Genomic DNA, 21752 nt, shown 5'->3' with positions numbered 1-21752 from the left:
CGGCCAGCCCCATCGCCTTGCCCTGATGCTCGGGCGGATACCAGCGGCTGGCGAGCGGCAGCGCGATCGCGAAGCTCGCGCCCGCAAAGCCGAGGATCACGCCCAGCGCCAGCGTCCCCGCGAAGCTGGTCACCCCCAGCGTCCACGCCGCGAGCAATCCGAAGATCACGATCAACTGGCTGATCGCGCCCGACCGCTTCGGCCCCAGCCGGTCGACCAGCAGGCCGTTGACGACCCGCAGCCCCGCCCCCGCGAGCGTCGGCACCGCGACCATAAGGCCCTTTTGCGCGGGGCTGAGCCCCAGCGTCGCGGCGATATCGGGCGCGAGCGGCCCCAGCAGCACCCACACCATGAAGGCGAGATCGAAATAGAGGAATGCGGCGAGCAGCGTCGGCACATGCCCGCTCGCCCAGAAACCGGCCCCCGCCGCCTGCTTTCCCCCGCCTTGTTCGCGATCCCAGAACGCCGTCGCCATCGCCCGTGCTCCAAACAGAAAAAAGCCGCCAGGACGGCGACCCTTGCGGGTGCGTCCTGGCGGCGTCGTTGCCTCGGTACGGATGCGGGGCGATCATCGCCCTGCTCCGCCAGCGTAAACCTCCCCGGCGCTGGAGAGGCGTGTCGCTGCTATCTCGTGTCCGGCATCATTGCCCGACGTTCGTCAAGCTGCCTGATTCGCGGCCGCGATGCAAGTCCCCTTCGCACGCGCAGCATCATCGGCTTACGGCAATTGCGCCAAATATCCCTCGATATCGTCGGGATCGAACGCGCGACCGTCGAAGAAACGGTCCTGCCCCAGCAGCAACCGCCCCTGCGTCGAACCCGCCCCGATCGGCGCATCGAGCGCGCCCTCCAGCTTGGAACTGGCATTGGGCAAAGGGGCGTTCGATCCCGCCAGCGCGGCGCGGTACAGATCGGGACGGAACACCGATTGCGCGGTCGCGGCATCGTCGGCGGAAAGGCGCAACCCGTCCCAGCGCACCATCTGCGCGTAAAGCCACGCCGCCTGGCTGCGCCACGGGAAGTTGGCGGCCTCGCGATACTGGAACATGAAGTCGGGATAATGGATCGGCGCGCTGCCGGGCGTCACGCGGATGCGATCGGTGATGGCGCGCAGGATCGCCTCGGCCGGCGCGTCGCAATATTCCGGGCGTGCGAGCAGCGCAGCGCTTTCGTGCACCGTATCGGGGCGGATGAAATATTCGGCGGCGGCGTGGAGCGCGCGCAGCAGAGCGGCGAGCGCCTCCGGGCGTTCGTCGGCAGTGTCGGAGCGCAGCGCCAGCACCTTCTCGACCCCGCGCCGCCAGATCTGCGCGGTCGCCAACGCGATCCGCCCGACGCCGCGATCAACCGCGATCGCGTTCCATGGCTCGCCGACGCAAATGCCGTCGACCTCCCCCGCCGCCAGCGCATCGGCGGCGAAGGTCGGGCTGGTGACGGTGATCGTCACGTCTTCGTCGGGGCGGATGCCGGCCCCGGCGAGCCAGTAACGCAGCATGTAATTGTGGCTCGAATAGCGATGCACCACGCCGAAGCGCAGCGGCCGCCCCGCCGCGCGCCGTTCCGCCGCGACGTGCCTGAGCGCGCGCCCCAGCGCCACCGGGTCGCCGAGCGACTCGCCGAGCCCGCACGCATCCCCCAGCGCGGTCGAGAAGGTGATCGCATTGCCGTTCAGCCCCAGCACGAACGGCACCGTCAGCCCCACCGCCGGCCGGTCGCGGCCCAGCGCGGTGGCGATCGCGAGCGGCGCGACGAGGTGCGCGGCATCGGTATGGCCGTAGAGCAATCGGTCGCGCACCGTCGCCCAAGTGACGTCGCGCACCAGCGCGATCCGCACGCCCTCCGCCGCCGCGAAGCCCAGTTCGTGCGCGAGGATCGGCAATGCGGCATCGACCAGCGGCACGAAACCGATGCGGAAGGTCTCGGCGCTCATGGCAGCTCTCCCATCAGCGCCTCGCTGGTCACGATCGCCTCCGCCACTTCGGCGATCCGACGGTTCGACTTCATCGCGTGGCCGCGCAGCAGAGCGTAGGCGGCGGGCTCGTCCAGCCCGCGGCGCTTCATCAGGATCGCCTTGGCGCGGTCGATCGTCTGGCGGTCCGCCAACGCCGATTTCGCCTCGGCCAGCTCCTCCTGCAACCGCGAGAACGCCTGGAAGCGGCGGATCGCGAGGTCGAGCACCGGCTTGATCCGCTGCCGCGCCAGCCCGTCGACGACATAGGCCGACACGCCGGCATCGACCGCCGCCATCGTCGTCTGCGCGTCGGACTGGTCGACGAACATCGCGATCGGGCGCGCCAGTGCGCGCGACATCGCGAAGAAATCCTCCAGCAGGTCGCGACTCGGGTTTTCGAGGTTGATGAGCACCACCTCGGGTGCGCTCGCCTCGACCTGCGCGACCAGCGGCCCGGCGGGATCGATCACGACGAGATCAACGAGCCCGGCGTCGCGCAACCCTTCCGAGATGATCGCGGCGCGCGTGGTGCTGGTGTCGATGATCGCGATCTTCACGGGGACTATCGAGTAAAGTGCGGGCGGGACACTGACTAGCCCCCGGCTGCGGTCGGGGTTCGTGGCCGGCGAGCAAAGCTCAGGCTTCAGCGTGACGGACGATAGACTCGCAAATCTCATGCGTCGCCAGCAGCGCGTAGGCGTCGACGGGACGGCGCTCGCGCGCTGCCAGCAGGAAGTCGTCGCACATCGCCTCGATGCCTCGCTGCTGTCCGACCGAAACCCAGTCGCCGCGACGGCGCACCGTCGTCGTCCCGCGCGTCTCGATGCGATCGGCGAGGTTCAGGACGGTCCGGCGCACGCCGCCACCGATGACGTCGAGCCGTTCCTCATCGAGTCCGCTGTCGCGATGCATCGTGCCGATCGCCGTGAAGCCGTCGCCCGCCAGCGTGAGCGTGATCGCGTGAAGCAGTCCCGCCACGACATGCGTCTCGATCGTGCGGCGTCTTACCGGCGCAGGCGCGAGCGACAGGAGCGTATCGGCGACGTGGATGAAGTCGTCGAACACGACCCGGCGTGGCAGGTCGGGCTGGCGATAGCGGTGCTTCTCCATGACGATCAGACTGGCATCGACCGAGCGCAGCGCGACATAGTCGGGCGCGAACCGCCGGTTGAAGCCGACCACGAGCGGCGTGGCGCGTTTCCGGGCGAGCGCGACGAGCGCCTCGACCTCGGCGAAATTGTCAGCGAGCGGCTTGTCGACGAAGGTGGGGATGTTTTCGGCGAGAAGAAGCCCGACGAGTTCGGCATGCGCCGGCGTGGCCGTGTGCACGAAGGCGGCGTCGAACGTCGTCGCGGAGAGCGCCGCGGTCGCGCTAGCGTATCGATGCGCGATCCGGAACGAGCGACCGACCTCATCCAGAACCGACGGGTTGCGGGTCGCGAGGTGGATGTCGAGGTCTGGTCGCCGTGACAGGACCGGAAGATAGGCTTTGCGGGCGATGTCCCCCAGTCCGATCATGAGCACGCGCATCTGTCATCCTTCGTCGGGCCCGGTCGCCGGCCGCAGAGCGTGCTTAACGGCTGAGCCGCCGCACCGCCAAATCGCTTTGCGGCCGGCGCGGAATGGCCGGATGACACGCCGCCCCTGCCAAGCTAGTCATGCCCCGTGCACGCCATCCGGCACCTTCTTGCGCAGCGCGAGCTGGCGATCCTGATCTGCGTGGCCACGCTGCTGCTCAGGCTGCTGGTTCCCGGTGGCTATATGATCGACCGTGTGTCCGGGCATTTCACGATCACGATCTGTTCGGGGATCGCGGCTCCCGCCGCGGCGACCGCGATGCCCGGCATGCACGGCGACATGCCCGATCATGGCAAGAAGGACGATCGCGGCAAGGTCGACATGCCGTGCGCCTTCTCCGGCCTGTCGGCCGCCGCCTTGAGCGCGACCGATCCGCTCCAGCTTGCCGCCCTGATCGTCTTCGTCATGGGCACGGGCTTCGCACGACGGCTGCCGCCGCCGGAGCCCGCACGGGCGCACCTGCGCCCACCCTTGAGAGGTCCGCCAGCCGCCCTTTGACCGATCGATCGCGCGTTCCTTGCGAGCGCGCCTCCCGTTCAAACGCGTGGGCGTTCCGCCCCGCGGGTCGAAGGCTTATTCAATGATCCGATCCTACCTTCTGGCGGGGGCCTGCTTGCCCTGCCTCTTCTTGGTCGTTCCGGCGCGCGCGCAGGTCGCTGCCACCGCCGCACCGCCACCCGCCATCGATGCTCAAGGGACCGCCCCGCGCCGCTCCGGCGAAAACGCCGACATCCTCGTGACCGCCCAGAAGCGGCCGCAGACCGTCCGGGACGTGCCGGCCAGCGTCACCAGCCTCTCACCCGAGCTGCTCGACCGCCTCGACGTGCAGGATTTCTCGCAGGTCGCCGACGCGGTGCCGGGCGTCAGCTATGCCACCACCGGGCTCGGCAATTCGCAGTACCTCCTGCGCGGCATCGGCGGGGTCGGGTTCGTCCAGTCGCCGACGACCGGCATCTATCTGGACGAGACGCAATTGCAGACACGCGCCCTCCGCGGCTTCTCGCAACCCGACCCGCAGTTGTTCGACATCGCGCGCGTCGAGGTGCTGCGCGGGCCGCAAGGCGTGCTGTTCGGTTCGTCGACGCTGGGCGGGCTCGTCCGGATCGTGACCAACCAGCCCGATGCATCGCGGATCGAGGCGCTGGGGCAGGCAAGCGTCTCGACGATCAGGGATGGCGGCACGAGTTGGGACGCGAATGCGATGCTGAACCTGCCGATCGTCGCCGACACGCTGGCGCTGCGCGTCGCAGGCGGGGTCGTCCGCCAGGGCGGCTGGATCGACGATCTCCGCCCCGCCACCGGCAACCTGACCGAGAACGCCGGGACGGCGGCGGTGCGCGAGGATGTGAACTGGACGCGCACCGAATTCGTCCGGGCGGCGCTGCGCTGGACCGCGACGCCGACGCTCACGATCACGCCGTCGCTGGTCTGGCAGGATGGTTTCAGCAACGCCGACCGGCCGCACAGCGATGCGACCTTCGGCAAGCGCGCGCGGTTGAAGGCACGGTACGCGGATACGTTCGCCAAGGACCGGTTTGCGATCGCGTCGCTGCTGATCGAGAACCGCTTCGACGCGCTCGGCGGCTTCACCCTGTCGTCGAATTCGTCCTTCCTCGACCGGCGCAACAGCCTGTCGTTTGACGTCACGGCCTTCGATTCCCCGATCGTCGAGCAGATCGTCGGTCCGGGCCCGGGCGGCCGGCTGTTTCCGACGCCGCTGGTCGATGTCGGGCGCACGAAACAGTTCACGCAGGAAGTCCGCGCGGTGTCGGACGGCGCGGGGCCTTTGCAGTACGTGCTCGGCGGCTTCTACCGCGATCTCCGCCAGCGATCCGGCCGCACGATCACGGTCGCGGACCTGTTCGGCATCGCCGCGCCGCTGCCGCTCGGCGCCAGCAGCCCGCCGGTCATCCAGGACAGCGCCGTTCGCTTTCGCGAGCAGGAAGTCGCGGCGTTCGGTGAACTGACCTACGCCGTCGCGCCGCAGATCAGGATCGCGGCGGGCGCACGGGTGTTCGGCTATCGGCAGCGGGAGGCCAACCGGCGGTTCGGCATCGGTGGCGTGAGCGGCGGCGATCTCGCTTACGCCTTCGACGAGCGAAACCGCGAGCATGGCATCACGCCGCGCGCCACCCTCAGCTACACGCCGAGCCATGCCGCCACGTTCTACGCCAGCTACGCGCAAGGCTTTCGGACGGGCGGCGTCAACGCACCGATCACCGACAGCATCTGCTCACCCGCGGAAAGGCGTGCCGCGGGCATCCCCGACGTGCCGCCACCCTATCGCAGCGACCGGACCGACAATTATGAGGTGGGCGCCAAGAGCAGCCTGTGGGGCGGGCGCGTGCGGATCGATGCGGCGGCCTATGCGATCGACTGGAAGGATTATCAGCAGGCGTTCCAGACGGCGTGCGGGATCAACAACGCCACCACCATCTCCTTCACGGTCAACGCCGGACGGGTGCGCAGCCGCGGCGGTGAACTCGAAGTGTCGGCCACGCCGTTCGACGGGCTCGACCTGCACGCCGGGGGGGCATTCACCGATGCGACCTATCGCAATGACGTGCCCAACCTCCTGCTGCCCGCCGGATCGCGCGTGCTCGACGTGCCGCGCTGGACCTGGAACGCGCGCGGGGATTACGATGTCGCGTTGTCCAATGTGCTGCGCGGCGCCCTATTTGCCGCGGTCCGGCATGTCGGGTCGAGCAACAGCGGGTTCGGCGAGGGTGAGGTGCTGCCCCGACCGGCCTATACGCTGGTGGATGCTTCGGCCGGCGTGCGAACGGCGCGCGGCGTCGGCGTCGATCTGTTCGTCACCAACCTTTTCGACGTCGTGCCGGTGTTCGGTCAGGAGTTCACGACCTCACCCGGCAATACGACGGCGACCAGCTATTTCTCCTATCTGGTCGGCCCGCCCCGGACGATCGGCGTCCGGCTGACCGGCGCATGGTGACGTGCTTGCTGGCACTGCTGGCAAACGTGACGCGCCCGCCGCGTGGAACCATCGTGGAATGACCGCACTTGTAACCGGTTGAGGTGTCACCTCCAACGAAGGGGATTTTCATGAAGAAGGTTTTGGCGATCGCGTTGCTGGCCGGCGTGGCCTCGCTCAGTGCGTGCAATTCCAGCCCGCGCGAGCAGGCCGCCGACAATATCGAGGCGAATGCCGATGCGGTCGCGGACAATCTCGAGGATGCCGCGGACAACGTCGAGAACGACACGGCCGAGGACCAGCTCGAGAACAAGGCCGAGGCGGTGCGCGATGTCGGCGAAAAGAAAGCCGACGACATGCGCACGCATGACGCGGACACCAACCTGAAGAACGGCATCTAACCAACAGCGAACAGGGCGGGCTGCTCCCAAGCGCGGCCCGAACTGGAGGGGCGTCCACACCGGGCGCCCCTTTCGCGTTTTTGGCGCACTGAGCGCCGCAGTGGAACGCTTTTCAGCCCCGATTATTTCTGAATGTGTCTGCCACCGTCGGCCGGCGCATCATCTAGGGAAAACGCCATGTTGTGGACCATCGCCGTGATCTTGCTGGTGCTGTGGCTGCTCGGGTTTTCCCTGCATGTCGCCGGGGGCCTGATCCACATCCTGCTCGTCATCGCCATCGTGGTCGGATTGATCCAGCTGTTCTCCGGGCGGCGCTCGGTGTAGGCGGGCGGCGTCGCTCCCCTCACCTCGGCGAAGGGAACGACGAAGCGGCCGTCACCATCCCATGCTGCCGGGAACGCCCTTGAACGGCCCGGCGAGATCGGGCGTGATCCAGCCGCCATAGAAGCCGCCGGGCTGCGGTGTCACCTGCTCGCCGTCGATCGTGCAATGGTCGAGCGGATCCGCATAGAAGGCGACGTGATCGCGCAAGATTGCGAATCCTGGCGTCGGGTCGGGATAGCTCCACGCCACGTCGCGTATCAGTTCGTCACCGATCGCCAGATCCCAGTAGATCGCATGCCCCTTCCATTCGCAAAAAGAGCGGCGTGACGACGCGCGCAGCAGTCCTGGCGTCAGATCGGCGGGGGGCAGATACCAGCTTGGTGGGTGGCTGGTCTCCAGTGTGCGAACCGCACGCCGCGTATCGGCGACAAGAACGCCGCGATGTTCGATGCGGATATGGCGATCGCTAGGCTCCGCGATGGCGGGGCGTGGGTAGCGCCACACGCTCTCCTGCCCGGGCGCGACGGGATCGGGCCGCGGCCTCATGCACGCACCGCTCGCCGCATGAGCCAGCGTTGAAGCCGCGGCCGCACGCGGAGGAAGGAGCGATACGCACGCTCCAGCCCCGCGAGCACCAGCGGGTGACGCGCCGCCTCCCCCAACGGCCGCAACAGCGGGATCGCGCGCCACATCGCGGCGAACGCGGCGGCCCCGGACAATAACGGGCCGCCGTCCTCGCGCGCGTGGAAGCGCGCGAGCATATCGGCCCGATCGAGCGGACAAGTGTCCGGGCCGGTGGCATCCACGAACGCGATCGCGCCGCGCCGATCGAGACGCCGCATCAAGGCGATCTCGCGTCGGCAGAGCGGGCAGTTTCCGTCGTGCCAGACGGTCACCCGCTTCACCGCCGCGGCGTCGCGCACGCGATCACCCCTTCGCCAGCAGGCGCTCGAGTTCGTCGCTGCCGCCGATCCGCTCGCCATCGATGAAGATTTGCGGCGTCGTCGCGACGCCCTGCTCGGCCTTGAACGCGTCGACCTCGTCACGCGACCCCAGGATACGATCGTCGACGCTGTACCCCGCTTCCTCCAGCATCTGCCTGGCGCGGACGCCGAACGGACAGGTGTGATCGGGCAGTACCATTCGGTAAAGCGTTGCGGTTCCGGCTTCTGCCATCGAGCATCTCCGTGGGCATCAGCGCCCGTCTTGCTCAAGCGACCCACGCGGCATGACGTTCCGGATCATCGCGCGCGTCCTGCGCGCCGGACGTCATTGAACTTTCGAGGGCGTCGCTGCCGCCGCCGGAGCGTTCGTCGGCACGTCCACCTTGATCTCCACGCGCCTGTTCTTGTCGCGCCCCTGCGGATCATCCGTGCCGTCGAGCTTGCGATTGGGCGCGATCGGCCGCGCCTCGCCAAGCGCGATGACGGTCATGCGATCCGCCGCGATCCCCTTCTCCACCAGATAGTCGCGCGCGGCCTCCGCACGGCGGCGGGACGCGCTCAGGTTGGCCGCGTCGGAGCCCTTGGAGTCGCTATGACCCCAGATCGTCACCGGGCCGCCCAGCGCCACCACCGGATCGGCCACCAGCTTGTCGAGCAGCGCCAGTCCCGCCGCATCCGGCCGAACGCCGCTGGCAGGGAACGGCACGGTCAGTTCGGTCGCCTCGGGCGGCGGGGCGGGCGTCGGGGACGGCTCGATGTCCGGGCGGATGATCGATTTGGTCGCATCCTCCTTTCCCACCTCGCCGACATGGTTGCCGGGCAGCGCGCCATTACCGGTGGCCTCCGCAGCGGGTGACTCTTGCGCCATATCATTGTCCGCGGGCTCGTTACGCGGCGTGCACCCCGCCGTGCCGAGGCCGATCGCGAGCGCGGCGGTGAGGAGCGACGCCCGACCGTTCCACTTCAACATCGTCATGCAACACCCTCTCCGACTGCGATGGATCGATTTGCCTCCGGATCACCATGCCGTGACGGTCCGTAAGACACCATGATGTCGCAGCTTTGCGGCGTCGGTCGTGCGGCATGGGTGAAGAAGCGGAGGCGGCCATCCTTGTGCAGCACGAACAGCATGTCGGCCTCGTCCGGGAGCAGCGAGCGGGCATCCTCGAAGTTGAACTGCTCGCTGATCCGCGTCCTGCGGAACGTCCAGCCGGCGGCCTCGCGCCGCGAAATGTCTTCCACGCCGTGCCCGGCGGTGAACATCGCGCGGCCGCGCAACGCTTCGGGCAGGCTGCGGCGATCCTCGTCGTCGCCGCTGCCGCCCAATTGGTAGACCGAATCGCGGCCGACCTTGTGCGCGAATTCGCTGCAGACCAGCGCGTTATAGGCTTCGTTCTCGGTGGTCGCGGCCAGAACCTGGAATTGCGTGAGGTCGAGCCGCTCGTCGGTCGTCTCCGCCAGGATCTCGCCATGAAAGGTTTCGATGCCGGCCTGGCGCGCGGCCGACAGCCGCTGCCAACTGGTGTCCGCGATCATCACCGGCAGCCCCAGCGACTGAAGCTGCCGCGCCAGCGACACGCTCCACGACGTGCTGCCGACGATCAGCAATCCCTTCTGCGCCGCACCGGTCACCTTCAGCCAGCGCGCGACATGGCGGATGCTGAAGCCGTGCGCCACGATCGTCGCGACCACGACCGCGAACGACAGCGTGACCAGAATGTCGCCGTTGCCGTAGCCGAGCTGGCTGAGGCGCAGGGCGAACAATCCCGAAATCGCGACCGCGACCACGCCGCGCGGCGCGATCCACGCGATCAACAGCCGCTCGTTCCACGGGATCTTGCTGAACGCCAGCGCGATCAGCACGGTCGCCGGCCGGACGAGGAAGAGCAGCGCGAAGAGGAACGCGGCGAAGCGCCATTCGAACAGGCGAAGCGCCGCGAAGTCGAGCGAGGCCGACAGCAGGACGAACACGCCGGAGATCAGCAGGACCGTCACATTCTCCTTGAACGGATGGATGTCGCGCAGCGAATCCAGCCGCATATTCGCCACCGCCACCCCCATCACCGTCACGGCGAGCAGCCCGGTTTCCTGCTGGATCAGATTCGACAGGACGAACGTGCCGATGACGGCGACGAGCAGCACCGGGGCTTTCAGATATTCCGGCACATGCCCGCGCGGAAACGCCCAGGCGATCGCACGCGCCATGCCGTAACCGATCAGCCCGGAGACCAATGCCGCGCCGAGCAGTGCGGAGACGACCGACAGCAGCGTACCCCCATCATCGACGCGCCGCAGATATTCGTAAGTGATGACCGCGCAGAGCGCGCCGAACGGATCGTTGACGATTGCTTCCCACTTCAGGATCGCACGCGGGCGCGGCGCGACATTGCTCTGCCGCAGCAGCGGGATCACGACGGTCGGCCCGGTGACGATGAGGATGCCCGCGAACAGGATCGCGACCGGCCACACCAGCCCGGCGACATAATAGCAGGCCAGCGTACCGAAGACCCAGCCCAGCGGGATGCCGATCACCATCAACCGCGTCACCGCGCCCTCGGTCTTGCGCAGTTCGCGGAAATTGAGGCTCAGGCCGCCTTCGAACAGGATCAGCGCGACGGCGATCGAGATCATCGGCTCCAGCAGCGATCCGAACGTCTGCTCGGGAACGATCACGCCGGCGATCGGGCCGGCGATGACGCCCGCGGCCAGCATCAGAGCGATGGCGGGCCATCCGGTCCGCCACGCCACCCATTGCGCGCCGATCCCCAAAGCGCCGATCAGCGCGATCACGAGAGCTTGTTGTTCCATAGGGCGGCTTAACCGCGCAGGCCGACGAAGGTAACCGCCGGCCTGCTTTTATCGACTCCCGTCCACCTGGATCAGCTCTGCCGCGGCAGTGCGAAGGCCAGCGTGTAATCGCCGTAGCGCGTGCCCAGCGCGCCGTGGCCGCCCGCGGTGATCACCACATATTGTCGCCCGTCACGCCCGCGATAGGTCATCGGCGTCGCCTGCGCGCCAGCGGGCAGCCGCGCTTTCCACACCACCTCGCCGGTGTTGAGATCGTAGGCGCGCAGATATTGGTCGGTGGTGGCGCCGATGAAGGCGAGCCCGCCCGCGGTGATGATCGACCCGCCCAGATTGGGCACGCCGGTCTTGATCGGGACACCCAGATGCGAGCCGAACAGCCCGGTGTCGCGCGCGGTGCCCAGCACCTTCTTCCACAGGATGCGTCGTGTGCCGAGATCGACCGCGGTCAGATGCCCCCACGGCGGCGCGACGCACGGCGCGCCGAAGATTCCCACCCATGCCTTCACCACCGCGACATAGGGGGTGTTGTATTGCGTCTGGAGCTGCGCCTGCATGGCGTTCTCGCCGCCCTGCTTCTGCTTCATCATCGGCCCGACGCGCGGATCGTCGCGACGCATCAGCCACAGCTTGAACGGCATTTCCATCGTGTTGACGGTCATGATCCCGCGCACCGGATCGACCGCCGCGCCGCCCCAGTCGGTCACGCCGTCGAACGCCGGATGGCCGATGATCGGCTTCAACCCCATCGGCTGGTAGATGCCGGTGCCCTGCGCGCGGCGGATGTCGATCCGGCAGAACAATTGGTCGATCGGCGTCGCGCCCCAGGTCGCGACCTCGCTAGGGGCGGCCGGGGTGAAGCTGGGCATCCCGGTCGAGAACGGCTGCGTCGGCGAGACGCGCACGCCGGGGGTCGCGCCGTCGGTGCGCACTGGTCGCTCGGTGATCGCGGCGATCGGCGCGCCGGTCAGGCGGTTGAGGAAGAACACCTGCCCCATCTTGGTCGTCTGGAGCAGTGCCGGGATGACCTGCCCGTTCGGCGCGCGATAGTCGAACAGCGACGGACCGATCGGCAGGTCCATGTCCCACATGTCGCGGTGCACGAGCTGGCGCGTCCAGCGCAACTTGCCGGTCGCGATGTCGAGCGCGACGATCGACGAGCCGAACCGGTCGTCGAAGGGTCGGCGGTAGCCGATCCAGTAATCGGGCGAGGCATTGCCGGTGCCGAGATAGACGAGACCGTTCGCCGCATCGGCCGTGATCGCACCCCAGACGTTGGGCGTGCCGCGCGTATAGGTCTGCCCCGCCGGCAGCGGCGCGATCGCATCCGGCGACCGCCCGACGTCCCAGGCCCAGACCGGCGCGCCGGACACCGGATCGTAGGCGCGCACCACGCCCGAGGGGATGTCGCGATTGACGTTGTCGATGATCCGCTCGCCGATGATTAGGCGGTTGTTGACCACCACCGGCGGCGTGGTGCCGATCTGATCCGAGGGTTTGGAGGTGCCCATGTTCGCGCGAAGGTCGATGGCGCCGCCGTTAGCGAAACTCGGGCACGGCCGCCCGGTGTCGGCATCCAGCGCCACCAGCCGGGCGTTGAAGGTCGGGGCGAAGATGCGGTGCGGGCACGGCGTTCCGGCCGGTGCCTCGAAATAGGTGACGCCGCGACAGACGAGATAATTGTTGCCGGCGATCTTGGCATCCTCGTGCCAGCTCCACTTCGTCCGTCCGGTGGTGGCGTCGATCGCCTGAACGAAGGAGTGCGGCGTACAGGTGTACAGCGTGTCACCGATGTGGATCGGGGTCGCCTCCGAATGATATTCGCGTTTGTGCTCCTTGCTCTCCGCCGGCATCGGCAAGTCGCCGGTGCGCTGCGTCCAGGCGAGCCGGAGCTGCCCGACGTTCTGCGGGGTGATATCGGCCAGCGCGGAGTAGCGGCGGCCCGACAGCGTCCCGCCGTAATCGCGCCAGTCGCCGTCCGCCTCCCCGGTCGGTGCCGCGGCCACTATCGGACCCGGCGTCTGTTGCGCGACGGCGCCCTCACCGCGCAGCAACACGCCGCCGACACAGACGGCGATCAGCGCGACGGCGAATGCCGGAACCGCCCGACGGTGCAGCCGTGGCGATCGCCCGCTCCAGCCGGTCAGCAGCACCAGCACGAGCAACACCGTGGGCGCGACCAGCCGTGGGACGAGCTGGAGACCGTCGAACCCGACCTCCCAAAGCGCCCAGAGCAGCGTCCCCGCCCAGATGCCGGCGAACAGCCAGCGACCGAGCGCGCTGCCGCGGCCGAGCAACGCGCCGCTCACGATCATCGCGAGGCCGGTGACCAGATAATAAGGCGATCCGCCCAGCGAAAGGAGCACCCCGCCCGCCACCGCGAAAAAGCCGCCTAAGATCGCGACGAGCCACGCCAGTACCGTGGTCAACAATCGTCCCATCGCGCCGTCCTCTTGCCGTTCGGGGCCCTCAACGCGGCAAGCAAAGAAAAGTCACAAAGCGCGATTTGGAACGATCGCGCGACCCGCCGTGCGGATCGAAAAAGGATCGTCGGTGATCCCGAAATCCCCTCGATCGACCGCGTCGCCACAGCGACGCCAATCGCGAGGATAGAAGGCCGAGCCCATCGATCGTCATCGCGAGCGGAGCGAAGCAATGACGGATCAGGATGACGTCAGCCCGCTGCTAACGCCTGTATCGATGGCTCAGGAAATCGAACGCGGGAAGCGCCTCGGTGTGGCGATAGTCGAACCACGCCGCATTCTCCCAGTTCGAGCCTTTCCCCCATCGGGTGCCGCAGCGGGTCGACACCCAGTTCGGCTCCCAATAGACCACGCCCATCCCGCCGCCGTTCACGACGGTCTGCGTCAGATCGATCAGATAGCGGCGTTGCCCGTCCGGCGTTGCAGGATAACCGGCGACCAACGTGTCCGGGCCGAGCAAATTGGGCGACGCATCCGCATTCTCGTTGGTGAACGGATACGCCGTCTCCACCACGATCACGTCCTTGCCGAAACGCCGTCGCACGCGTGCGATCGTGTCGCCCAGTTGCTTCATCGATTGCGTCGACCATTTCTTGTAATAGCTGACACCGATCACGTCGAAGTCGCGAACGCCGGCCTTGGTCGCCGCGTCGAACCACGGCTCGACATTCTCGGGCTGCGCGATGTGGAGCATGATGCGCGGCGCGATCGTGGCGGCCTTGCCCGCGTCGCGTACCGCGCGCAGCCCGGCGTCGAACAGCCGCGCGTTGCGCGCCCAGTCGATCGGCCGCTCCTTCACCCCGCCCATCAGCTCCGGGTTGGTTTCGTTGCCGACCTGCACCATCTCGGGCATCAGCCCCTGCGCATCCAGCCGCGCGAGCACGTCGCGGGTGTAGGCGTAGAGCGCATCGGCCTGCGCGGCGGTGTCCTTCCCCGCCCATGCCGCCGGCGCGCGCTGCTTGTCGCCATCGGCCCAATCGTCCGAATAATGGAAGTCGAGCAGCACCTGCATCCCCGCCGCCCTCGCGCGGCGGATCGTCCTGCTGACGTCGGCGAGGTTCGAATAGCGCGTCCAGCGCGCATCGTTCCAGATCCGTACGCGGACGATGTTGCCGCCCTTGTCGGCGAGCAGCGCGAACGGATCGACCGGCTTGCCCGCGCTGCGGTACACCGCGCCGCAATCCTCCATCTCGTTCACATACGACAGATCGGCACCCAGATAGAGGCCGCCCTTCGGCGGCGGCGCGCGATCGCCCGCCAGAGCCGGCGACGCAGCGAGGACGGCGAACGCCGTCGCCAAGACGGACATTCGCATCAAAACTGATACCCCATGCCGAAGAGGAAGCGCCGGCCGAAACGTTCGTAGCGGCCCTGCAAGCGCCGGTCGCCATAATAGGTCTCGAACGGCTCGTCGGTCAGATTGTTGGCCTGGAAAAGCAGCTTGACCCCATCCAGCCGCGAGCCCTTGGCAAATTCGTAGCTGGTCTGGAAATCCAGCACCGATTCCGGCGCGGTGAACAGGATGCGATCGGTATCGCCCAGCTCGGTGGCGTAGCTGGAGCGATACCGGAAGGCGACGCGCGCCTCGAACCCCGACTTGCTGTAATAGAGCGTCGCGTTGCCGACGTGCTTCGACAGACCCGGCAACTGGATCGCGCCGATCGCATTGTCGTCCTCGCGCACGGTGATGTTGCTGTCGGTATAACTGTAGTTGAGATAGACGCCGAACCCGTCGAAGGGCGCCGGCAGGAACGTCAGCGCCTTCTGGAACAGCACCTCGACGCCCTTGATCGTCCCGCCCGAGCCGTTGATCGGTTGCCGGAACGTCCCCTCCAGATCGGGGCCGCCCGCCGGGTTCGGCACGGAGATCGGCGTCACCTGCTGGACGATGAACGTGCTCAGGTCCTTGTAGAAGCCGGAGATCGTCAGCGCGCTGTCGCGATCGAAATACCATTCGACCGTCGCGTCGAGCTGCTTGGCGCGAAACGGCTCGAGCAGCGGATTGCCCCCGAACGCCGATGGCGCGCCGAACGTGAACAGGCCGACCCCCGCGCTCAGATCGTCGAGCGGCGGGCGCGAGATCGCCTGGCTTGCGCCCAGCCGCAGCTGGAGCTTGTCGGTCGGCTTGAACGTCAGGTTCAGGTTCGGCAGCCAGTCGGTGAAGTCGTTCTTCACCGCGATCGGATTGACGACGGTGACGACCGAGCCATCGGGCTGCCGGGTCTGGGTCAGATCGACGCTCTTCGACAGCGTCTCGGTGCGGATGACGCGCAGCCCCAGGTTGCCGGTAAACGGCATTCCGAACAGGTTGCCGTCGAGATCGAGCTGCGCATAGCCGGCATAGGTTTTCTCGGCCACCTTCCAGCTCGAACGGCGATCGTCGTCCGACGTGGTCGGCGCGATCGGTCCGAACAATTGCTCGACCGCCTTGGTGATGTCGATCGACTGCACCGTCGGCAACCCCGCGAACGCGCCGGCGAACGTATAGGGCGTGTTCAACAGCGCCGCCGGGGTCGCGGTGCGCGCAGCGGGATCGATGAAGCCGAACTGCGTGCGCTGGGTATAATCCTTCGACCGGTCGGTGTAGCGCGCGCCGAACCGTAGCGCGGCGAGCGGCCCCTGCCCGATCTCGCGCGTCGCATCCAGGCTGCCGGTCCACAAGGCGTCGTTGATGAGCGGCGCACCGCCGCCGTTCGACGGAATCTGGAAGTCGGCGATGCGGAAGACCGACGGGTCGGACAGATCGGCGCTGACGCTCATCTGCGGCACCGAATTGCGTCCCGACAGGAAGCTGGTGGTCGGCACCACCCCGAACGGCTCGGTCCGCAGCGTCAGGAACTGCTGGTCGCGGTGGGTCGTCGAATAGCCGAGGTCGCCGACGATCGTCCAGCCGTCCGGCCGCCACGCCGCGTTGAGGCCGCCGGCATATAGATCGTCCTTGAAGAAGAACGCCTCGTTCACCCCGCGCACCACCTGGCCATAGCTGGTGTTGTCGTTGGTCGTGGTGATGCCGGTGACATAGTCGCGCGGCGTGCCGTCGTTGTCGAGCGTCACCCCGGTGCCGCCCGTCAGCGTGTTGCCGAACGGCAGGTTCTCGACGCGGAAGCCGCGCTGCGTTTCGTCGAACTTGACGTGGCTGTAGAAGAAGTCGCCGTTCACCTCGAACCGGTCGCTCGGTCGCCATTGCAACGCCGCCAACGCGCCGTGACGGATATCGTCGCCGCCGCGCGCCAGCCCTTCGAAACCAAACGGGATATTGTCGTTCGACTGGCCGTTGCCGGTCAGGTCGGCGAAGCTGTTGGTATAGCGGAAGATGTTCGTGCGGACCGTCGCTACCGATTGGCGCCGCCCCGAATAGCCGATCGCCAGCCCCAGCGTATCGTCGAAGAACTGCGTCACCAGCGACGCACTCGCGATATAGCCCCACGGGCTGGTATCCTGCACGTCCTCGGCGAGATCGCTGTAGATCGCGCGCGCGTTCAGCACGACGCGGGTTTCCTTATAGTCGAGCGGCTTGAGCGTGCGCAGATCGACCTGCCCGGCGATCGCGCCCTCCACCTGCGACGCGGTCGGCGACTTGAACACCGACGCGCCGTTGATCAGCTCGGCAGGATATTGTTCGTAGCGGACGTTGCGGCTCGCCTCGGCGGAGACGATCTCGCGCCCGTTGAGCAGCGTGTTGACGAGGTTCGGGCCCAGCCCACGGATCGAGATCTGCGTACCGTTGCCCCGGTCGCGGTTGGTGGCGAGCCCCGGTAGTCGCGCCAGCGATTCCGCGATGCTCGCCTCGGGCAGTTTGCCGATGTCTTCGGCGGCCAGCACCTCCTGCACCCGGTCGGCGGCGCGCTTCTGGTTGATCGAGGTGCGCAGCGACTGACGGATGCCGGTGACGACCACGTCGTCGGCGGTGTCCTGTGGCGCGCTCTCCCCGGCGGGCGTGCTGGCGGTCGTGCTCGCCACCTGCGTCAGCGCGACCGGCTGATAGGGCGAGGTGCCGAGCACGACATAGGTCTGCGGGCCGCTCTGCTGCGCGTGCAGGCCGGTGCCGTCGAGCAACCGGTTGAGCGCGACATCGGCGGTCATCGCGCCGCGCACCGCGTTGGTGCGCTTGCCACGGCTGAACGACCGCGGGACGACGATCTGGATTCCGGCCTGTCGCGCCAGTGCCGTGATCGCGGTTTCGGCGGCCTGCGCCGGGATGTCGAACTGCTTGGCCTGCGCCGCCGCCGGCTGGCTTACGGCCAGCACCGCCACGCCCGTCGCCAGCAGCACGTGCCGGTTCACCCCCCTCGTCATCCTCTTCCCCCTTCTATCGCGGGCTGTTGCCCTGCCCTCGAAGAGACGCCGGCAATCGATTTCCCTCCGCGATCCGGCTTTTATTTTTGCGCGCGCCCGATCCGGATCACATCGTCGCCGGCCAGATCGACCTCGACGTTGAAGCTGGCGTGAATCGCGCGCGCGAACCCTTCGGGATCGTCGGTATGGAACAGCCCGTCGATCTGCTCGTCCGCCAGTCGCGGGTCGGCGAGCACCAGCTTGCGGCGATTGTAGCGGTTGAACTCGCCCACCGCGGTGGCCAGCGTCTGCCCGTTGAGGTCGATCGCGCCGGTCCGCCACGCCAGCGTGCGGTCGACCGCAGAGGGCGCATCCTTGTGCAACTGGACCGCGGCATTGTCGCCCACGAACGCGCTTTGTCCCGCCGACAGGCTGGTGCGATAGCCGTCCGCCTGCGCCGTCCACACTTCCACTACACCCTCGGTGACCAGCACGTCGGCGCCATGCGCACGTCGCCGGACCGAGAAGGCGGTGCCGACCGCCTGCACCACCACCGAGCCGGCCTCCACGACGAAGGGGCGCGTTGGATCCTTGGCGACACGGAACCATGCCTCGCCCTGCGCGATCGTCACCATGCGGCTGCGATCGGCGAGCGTCACCTGCACCTCCGAGCCGGTGTTGATCGTCGCGGTCGATCCGTCGGCCAGCGGCACGCGCCGGATTTCGCCCAATTGCGTGCGATAGGTCGTGCCGCGCGTCAGCAGGAACACGCCCCCCACCAGCGACGCCGCCAGCGCACCGCCCGCCACCTTCATCAGCGTCCGCCGCTTCATCGCCGCGGACCGGACGGTCGCGGAACGCGGCGGGTCGAGCGCAATCCAGGTGGCCTGCGCCTGGAGCAGCGCACCGCGCCGCCGCGGATCGCCCGCCAACCAGCGCTCCAGATCGGCCTCGTCCGCCTCGCTCCCCCCGTCGGCATCCATCCGGGCCACCCAGGCGGCGGCCTCGTCGGCGATGCCCGCTGCGTCCTGCCTGTTCATCAGCGGCGTCCTCCGCGTCGTTCGGTGACGGTCATGCGATCGTCCGCTTCCTGTTCGGCCCGGCTCCACGCGTCGCGGAGCGCCCGCACCCCGAGCCAGATCTGCTTCTCGACCGCCTTCTCGGTGGTGCCGAGATGCTCGGCGATCCGGCGCTGCGACCATCCCTCGATCTTGCGTAATTGCACGACGCGGCGGCAGCGTTCGGGCAAGCGGGCGATCAGGTCGAGCGCCTTGGCATAGGCCATCCGCCCGGCCGCGGTCTGCTCCGGCGAGGGGCGATCGTCCTGCCACGCATCCACCTCCGCGATCGTCTCCAGCGGCACGATCCGCTGCCGCTTCAGCCGGCGCACCAGCAAGTTGCGCACAATCGAGAAGAAATAGGCGTGGCCATTGTCGATATGGTCGACGTCCTCGAGCATCGCGAGCCGGCAATAGGCCTCCTGGACGATCTCGTCGGCATCCTCCGCCGTCGTACCGGCACGCCGCAGCCATTGCCTGATGCGATGTTCGTGCGGCAGCACCTCGCGCGCCACCCATGTGGCTAGCGCCGCGCGATGCTCTTTCCTGGTCTCCACCCCGATGCGCATATACCCCCAAGCCGTCCCTGGCCTGACTTTTGTTCTTACGAGGGGGAGAGACCCGAGCGCGGAATTTCCCTCCTGACGATCACCTTGGTGATGATCGGCAGACTGGCGAGCGCATCGGATGCCCGTACCGCATGCGCCTAGCGGCGATCAGCAGCTACGACCTAAAGCAAGATGCATCCCCGCTTTTTCTTCAATGCGGGGTAACCGGTGCCGCGGCGCAATGGCGCGCAATGAAGTCGGCATGCGCCGGCATATGCCCGATCGCGGCGTGCGTGACCGCGGCGATCCGCTCCAGCCGGGTGCGCACCTCGTCCAGCGACATCCCCGCTGCCAGCGGATCGTAGCCGTCAGCCAGCAAACCCTGCCCGTCCATCACCGCTAGCCAGCTCGTCTTGGTGAACAGCTCGTCCGCTTCGCGGTACACGCGCCCGGTCCGCGCATGGATTGCCAGCCGTTCGGTCAGCGTATCCGGGATCGGCATCGCGGCGCGCTCGCGCCAATAAGCGGTGTCGCGCCGCTCTGTCGCGTGGAAATGCAGGATCAGGAAGTCGCGGATGCTCTCGAACTCCGCCGCCATCAACCGGTTGTAGCGCCGCGTATCCGCCGGCTCGAACGCGCGGGTCGGCAGCATTTCGAGCAGCCGCGCGATCCCGGCCTGGATCAGATGGATGCTGGTCGATTCCAGCGGCTCCATGAACCCGCTCGCCAGCCCGAGCGCGACGCAATTGCCGATCCAGAAACGGTCGAGCCGCCCGGTGCGGAAGCGAAGCTGGCGCGGTTCGGCGAGCATCTCGCCGTCGAGGTTCGCGAGCAGGGTCGCGGTCGCCTCGTCGTCGGAGAGATGCCGGCTGGCATAGACATGGCCGTTGCCGACGCGGTGCTGCAACGGGATGCGCCATTGCCAGCCGGCCCCGCGCGCGGTTGAGCGCGTATAGGGCGCGGGCGGTGCGGTAGTGGCGGTCGGAACGGCGACGGCGCGATCGTTGGGGAGCCACTGCCCCCAATCCTCGAACGTCGCGCCGAGCGTTTCGGCGATCAGCAGCCCGCGGAAACCGGAGCAGTCGACGAAGAAATCCGCGTCGATCCGTGTGCCGTCCTTCAGCACGATGGCGGCGATCCGGTCGGGGCGGTCGTCGCGGATCACCTCGACGACCCGTCCTTCGTGCCGGACGACGCCCGCCGCCTCGGCATGGCCGCGCAGGAAGCGCGCATAGAGCGCGGCGTCGAAGTGAAAGGCATAGCCGATATGCGCAAGCGGCGTGTTGCCCGGCTGCGGCGGCATGAAGCGTCCTGCGTGCGCCGCCGCGGCGCAGATCGAATAGGCCTCCAGTGGCTGCGCTTCCCCTGCCAGCCGCAAGCGCTGCCACATCGCCTCGAACGGCACCGCGCCCTTGTCGATGCCGTAGACCCCGAACGGGTGGAAATAGCGGTGCCCCGGGCGCAGCCAGTCGACGAATTCGATGCCCAGCTTGAACGTGCCCTGCGTCGCGCGGACGAACGCGGCCTCATCGATGTCGAGCAGCGCGTTGAACGCCTGGATCGGCGGGATCGTCGCCTCGCCGACGCCGACTGTCCCGATCTCCTCGGATTCTACCAGGGTGATCGCCGGGCCGTGCGGCCCGTGCACCCGCGACAGCGCGGCGGCCGCCATCCAGCCCGCGGTGCCGCCGCCCACGATCGCGATGTGCCGCAGCGGTGTGTTGTCGGTCATGACGCCATCCGGCATTGCAGGAACAGGTTGCCGGTCAGCCGGCCGTGGCGCGGATCGGCCGCCTGCGCGGGGAGCGTCGTGATCCAGCCCGAATGGAGCAGCGCCGCGCGATAGAGGATCAACCGGTCGGGCGCGGCGGGGACGATCTCGATCGGCTCGAACCCGTCGTCCTCGCCAATGCAATAGCGTGGCGGCGGCGCCGGATCGTGTGCGCGCGCCGCCTGATATTCGGGCAGCCGCGCGGCATCGAGCGTTTCGAAACCGGTGGCGCGATGCCGGAAGAAGGCGGTGCCGTCGCGATGGCCCGGCGACAGGAAATGGACGGTCGCGAATTGCAGCCGGTCGGCGGTGTCGACATGCGGCACGCGCTGGTCGGCGGTCAGGTCGGCCGGTGCGGTGGTGACGAGCGAGAAATTGCCGCGAGCACGCGCCGGCCGGACCGGGCAACCCGTGAAATACGTCGCGATCAGCGGCAGGATCCCGCGCACCATCGCATCGACATAGGCAACCGGTGCGGTGCCGAGCAGGCCGGGATAGCCGCTGCCGACGCTGTTGGCGGGCGCGAACGCAGCATGATCGGCGGCGAACGCGCGTAACGCGTCGATCTGCCCCGTCGCACCATCGACGACGAGCACCGGCTCCCGCTCGGTGCCGACGTGCAGAACGGTCAGGGTCGCGCCGTGGGCAAACGCCAGATCATCGCGAACCGCCACCGACGCTC

20 protein-coding genes are annotated in these 21752 nt (G+C 67.9%); 4 read left to right on the top strand and 16 right to left on the bottom strand.

The annotated features are described in order from the left end of the window. The 4 genes from AADI75_RS02250 to AADI75_RS02235 all read right to left on the bottom strand — a co-directional run. The coding region (locus AADI75_RS02250) for an MFS transporter (RefSeq protein ID WP_341207430.1) at positions 1-475 on the bottom strand (475 nt) is incomplete at its 3' end. 243 nt (positions 476-718) lie between these two features. Beyond that, a complete protein-coding gene (locus AADI75_RS02245) occupies positions 719-1930 on the bottom strand; it encodes an ABC transporter substrate-binding protein (RefSeq protein WP_341207429.1) in 1212 nt (403 codons plus the stop codon). Beyond that, positions 1927-2508 (bottom strand): ANTAR domain-containing protein, encoded by a 582-nt coding sequence (locus tag AADI75_RS02240; protein WP_341207428.1) that lies wholly within the window; start codon positions 2506-2508, stop codon positions 1927-1929. The genes AADI75_RS02245 and AADI75_RS02240 overlap by 4 nt, the downstream gene beginning before the upstream one ends. A 79-nt stretch (positions 2509-2587) precedes the next feature. Next, positions 2588-3481: a Gfo/Idh/MocA family oxidoreductase gene (locus tag AADI75_RS02235; protein ID WP_341207427.1), complete on the bottom strand. Its 894-nt coding sequence runs from the start codon at positions 3479-3481 to the stop codon at positions 2588-2590. A gap of 135 nt (positions 3482-3616) precedes the next feature. Here AADI75_RS02235 and AADI75_RS02230 point away from each other — a divergent pair, with 135 nt between their 5' ends. From AADI75_RS02230 to AADI75_RS02215, 4 genes are all read left to right on the top strand, one after another. Then, positions 3617-4027 carry a hypothetical protein gene (locus AADI75_RS02230; RefSeq protein WP_341207426.1) on the top strand — a complete coding sequence of 137 codons (411 nt, stop codon included), beginning with the start codon at positions 3617-3619 and terminating at the stop codon, positions 4025-4027. Positions 4028-4142: 115 nt separating this feature from the next. Beyond that, entirely contained in the window at positions 4143-6482 is a 2340-nt protein-coding gene (locus AADI75_RS02225; RefSeq protein WP_341207425.1) for a TonB-dependent receptor, read from the top strand. 110 nt (positions 6483-6592) lie between these two features. Continuing rightward, a complete protein-coding gene (locus AADI75_RS02220; protein WP_341207424.1) occupies positions 6593-6862 on the top strand; it encodes a hypothetical protein in 270 nt (89 codons plus the stop codon). A 177-nt stretch (positions 6863-7039) separates the two neighbouring features. Continuing rightward, a complete protein-coding gene (locus AADI75_RS02215) occupies positions 7040-7186 on the top strand; it encodes a lmo0937 family membrane protein (RefSeq protein ID WP_341207423.1) in 147 nt (48 codons plus the stop codon). 51 nt (positions 7187-7237) lie between these two features. Here the strand turns inward: AADI75_RS02215 and AADI75_RS02210 are convergent, their stop codons facing one another. The 12 genes from AADI75_RS02210 to AADI75_RS02155 form a co-directional block, all read right to left on the bottom strand. Further along, positions 7238-7732 (bottom strand): DUF427 domain-containing protein, encoded by a 495-nt coding sequence (locus AADI75_RS02210; protein WP_341207422.1) that lies wholly within the window; start codon positions 7730-7732, stop codon positions 7238-7240. After that, the gene (locus tag AADI75_RS02205; protein ID WP_341207431.1) at positions 7729-8091 is read right to left on the bottom strand and encodes a DUF393 domain-containing protein; all 363 of its coding nucleotides are present in this window, start codon (positions 8089-8091) and stop codon (positions 7729-7731) included. Before AADI75_RS02205 ends, AADI75_RS02210 begins: the two co-directional genes overlap by 4 nt. Before the next feature lie 22 nt (positions 8092-8113). Then, positions 8114-8362: a glutaredoxin domain-containing protein gene (locus tag AADI75_RS02200; protein ID WP_341207421.1), complete on the bottom strand. Its 249-nt coding sequence runs from the start codon at positions 8360-8362 to the stop codon at positions 8114-8116. A gap of 93 nt (positions 8363-8455) precedes the next feature. Then, positions 8456-9106 (bottom strand): OmpA family protein, encoded by a 651-nt coding sequence (locus tag AADI75_RS02195; RefSeq protein ID WP_341207420.1) that lies wholly within the window; start codon positions 9104-9106, stop codon positions 8456-8458. Continuing rightward, positions 9103-10938 carry a sodium:proton antiporter gene (locus tag AADI75_RS02190; protein WP_341207419.1) on the bottom strand — a complete coding sequence of 612 codons (1836 nt, stop codon included), beginning with the start codon at positions 10936-10938 and terminating at the stop codon, positions 9103-9105. The genes AADI75_RS02195 and AADI75_RS02190 overlap by 4 nt, the downstream gene beginning before the upstream one ends. 71 nt (positions 10939-11009) lie before the next feature. Beyond that, the gene (locus AADI75_RS02185) at positions 11010-13364 is read right to left on the bottom strand and encodes a membrane-bound PQQ-dependent dehydrogenase, glucose/quinate/shikimate family (RefSeq protein ID WP_341207418.1); all 2355 of its coding nucleotides are present in this window, start codon (positions 13362-13364) and stop codon (positions 11010-11012) included. 256 nt (positions 13365-13620) lie between these two features. Next, a complete protein-coding gene (locus AADI75_RS02180; protein WP_341207417.1) occupies positions 13621-14733 on the bottom strand; it encodes a glycosyl hydrolase 53 family protein in 1113 nt (370 codons plus the stop codon). Beyond that, the gene (locus tag AADI75_RS02175) at positions 14733-17714 is read right to left on the bottom strand and encodes a TonB-dependent receptor (protein WP_341207416.1); all 2982 of its coding nucleotides are present in this window, start codon (positions 17712-17714) and stop codon (positions 14733-14735) included. The genes AADI75_RS02180 and AADI75_RS02175 overlap by 1 nt, the downstream gene beginning before the upstream one ends. A gap of 80 nt (positions 17715-17794) precedes the next feature. Then, positions 17795-18733 carry a FecR domain-containing protein gene (locus AADI75_RS02170; RefSeq protein ID WP_341207415.1) on the bottom strand — a complete coding sequence of 313 codons (939 nt, stop codon included), beginning with the start codon at positions 18731-18733 and terminating at the stop codon, positions 17795-17797. Continuing rightward, complete coding sequence (locus AADI75_RS02165; RefSeq protein ID WP_341207414.1) at positions 18733-19308, bottom strand: sigma-70 family RNA polymerase sigma factor; 576 nt, start codon at positions 19306-19308, stop codon at positions 18733-18735. Before AADI75_RS02165 ends, AADI75_RS02170 begins: the two co-directional genes overlap by 1 nt. Positions 19309-19510: 202 nt before the next feature. Beyond that, positions 19511-21031 (bottom strand): tryptophan halogenase family protein, encoded by a 1521-nt coding sequence (locus tag AADI75_RS02160; RefSeq protein WP_341207413.1) that lies wholly within the window; start codon positions 21029-21031, stop codon positions 19511-19513. Beyond that, complete coding sequence (locus AADI75_RS02155) at positions 21028-21744, bottom strand: DUF6445 family protein (protein WP_341207412.1); 717 nt, start codon at positions 21742-21744, stop codon at positions 21028-21030. The genes AADI75_RS02160 and AADI75_RS02155 overlap by 4 nt, the downstream gene beginning before the upstream one ends. Positions 21745-21752 lie beyond the last annotated feature (8 nt).

Origin of the sequence: uncultured Sphingomonas sp. (assembly GCF_964021865.1) — a bacterium.
GTDB lineage: Bacteria > Pseudomonadota > Alphaproteobacteria > Sphingomonadales > Sphingomonadaceae > Sphingomonas.
The sequence above is the reverse complement of the archived record's forward strand: the minus strand, read 5'-3'. Positions and strand labels throughout refer to the sequence as shown.

What these genes read in the sequence shown, in the direction of transcription:
- AADI75_RS02245 (WP_341207429.1), bottom strand. Translation starts at nt 1,930, where the DNA reads ATGAGCGCCGAGACCTTCCGCATCGGTTTCGTGCCGCTGGTCGATGCC.
- AADI75_RS02235 (WP_341207427.1), bottom strand. Translation starts at nt 3,481, where the DNA reads ATGCGCGTGCTCATGATCGGACTGGGGGACATCGCCCGCAAAGCCTAT.
- AADI75_RS02220 (WP_341207424.1), top strand. Translation starts at nt 6,593, where the DNA reads ATGAAGAAGGTTTTGGCGATCGCGTTGCTGGCCGGCGTGGCCTCGCTC.
- AADI75_RS02215 (WP_341207423.1), top strand. Translation starts at nt 7,040, where the DNA reads ATGTTGTGGACCATCGCCGTGATCTTGCTGGTGCTGTGGCTGCTCGGG.
- AADI75_RS02210 (WP_341207422.1), bottom strand. Translation starts at nt 7,732, where the DNA reads ATGAGGCCGCGGCCCGATCCCGTCGCGCCCGGGCAGGAGAGCGTGTGG.
- AADI75_RS02200 (WP_341207421.1), bottom strand. Translation starts at nt 8,362, where the DNA reads ATGGCAGAAGCCGGAACCGCAACGCTTTACCGAATGGTACTGCCCGAT.
- AADI75_RS02195 (WP_341207420.1), bottom strand. Translation starts at nt 9,106, where the DNA reads ATGACGATGTTGAAGTGGAACGGTCGGGCGTCGCTCCTCACCGCCGCG.
- AADI75_RS02190 (WP_341207419.1), bottom strand. Translation starts at nt 10,938, where the DNA reads ATGGAACAACAAGCTCTCGTGATCGCGCTGATCGGCGCTTTGGGGATC.
- AADI75_RS02180 (WP_341207417.1), bottom strand. Translation starts at nt 14,733, where the DNA reads ATGCGAATGTCCGTCTTGGCGACGGCGTTCGCCGTCCTCGCTGCGTCG.
- AADI75_RS02175 (WP_341207416.1), bottom strand. Translation starts at nt 17,714, where the DNA reads ATGACGAGGGGGGTGAACCGGCACGTGCTGCTGGCGACGGGCGTGGCG.
- AADI75_RS02170 (WP_341207415.1), bottom strand. Translation starts at nt 18,733, where the DNA reads ATGAACAGGCAGGACGCAGCGGGCATCGCCGACGAGGCCGCCGCCTGG.
- AADI75_RS02160 (WP_341207413.1), bottom strand. Translation starts at nt 21,031, where the DNA reads ATGACCGACAACACACCGCTGCGGCACATCGCGATCGTGGGCGGCGGC.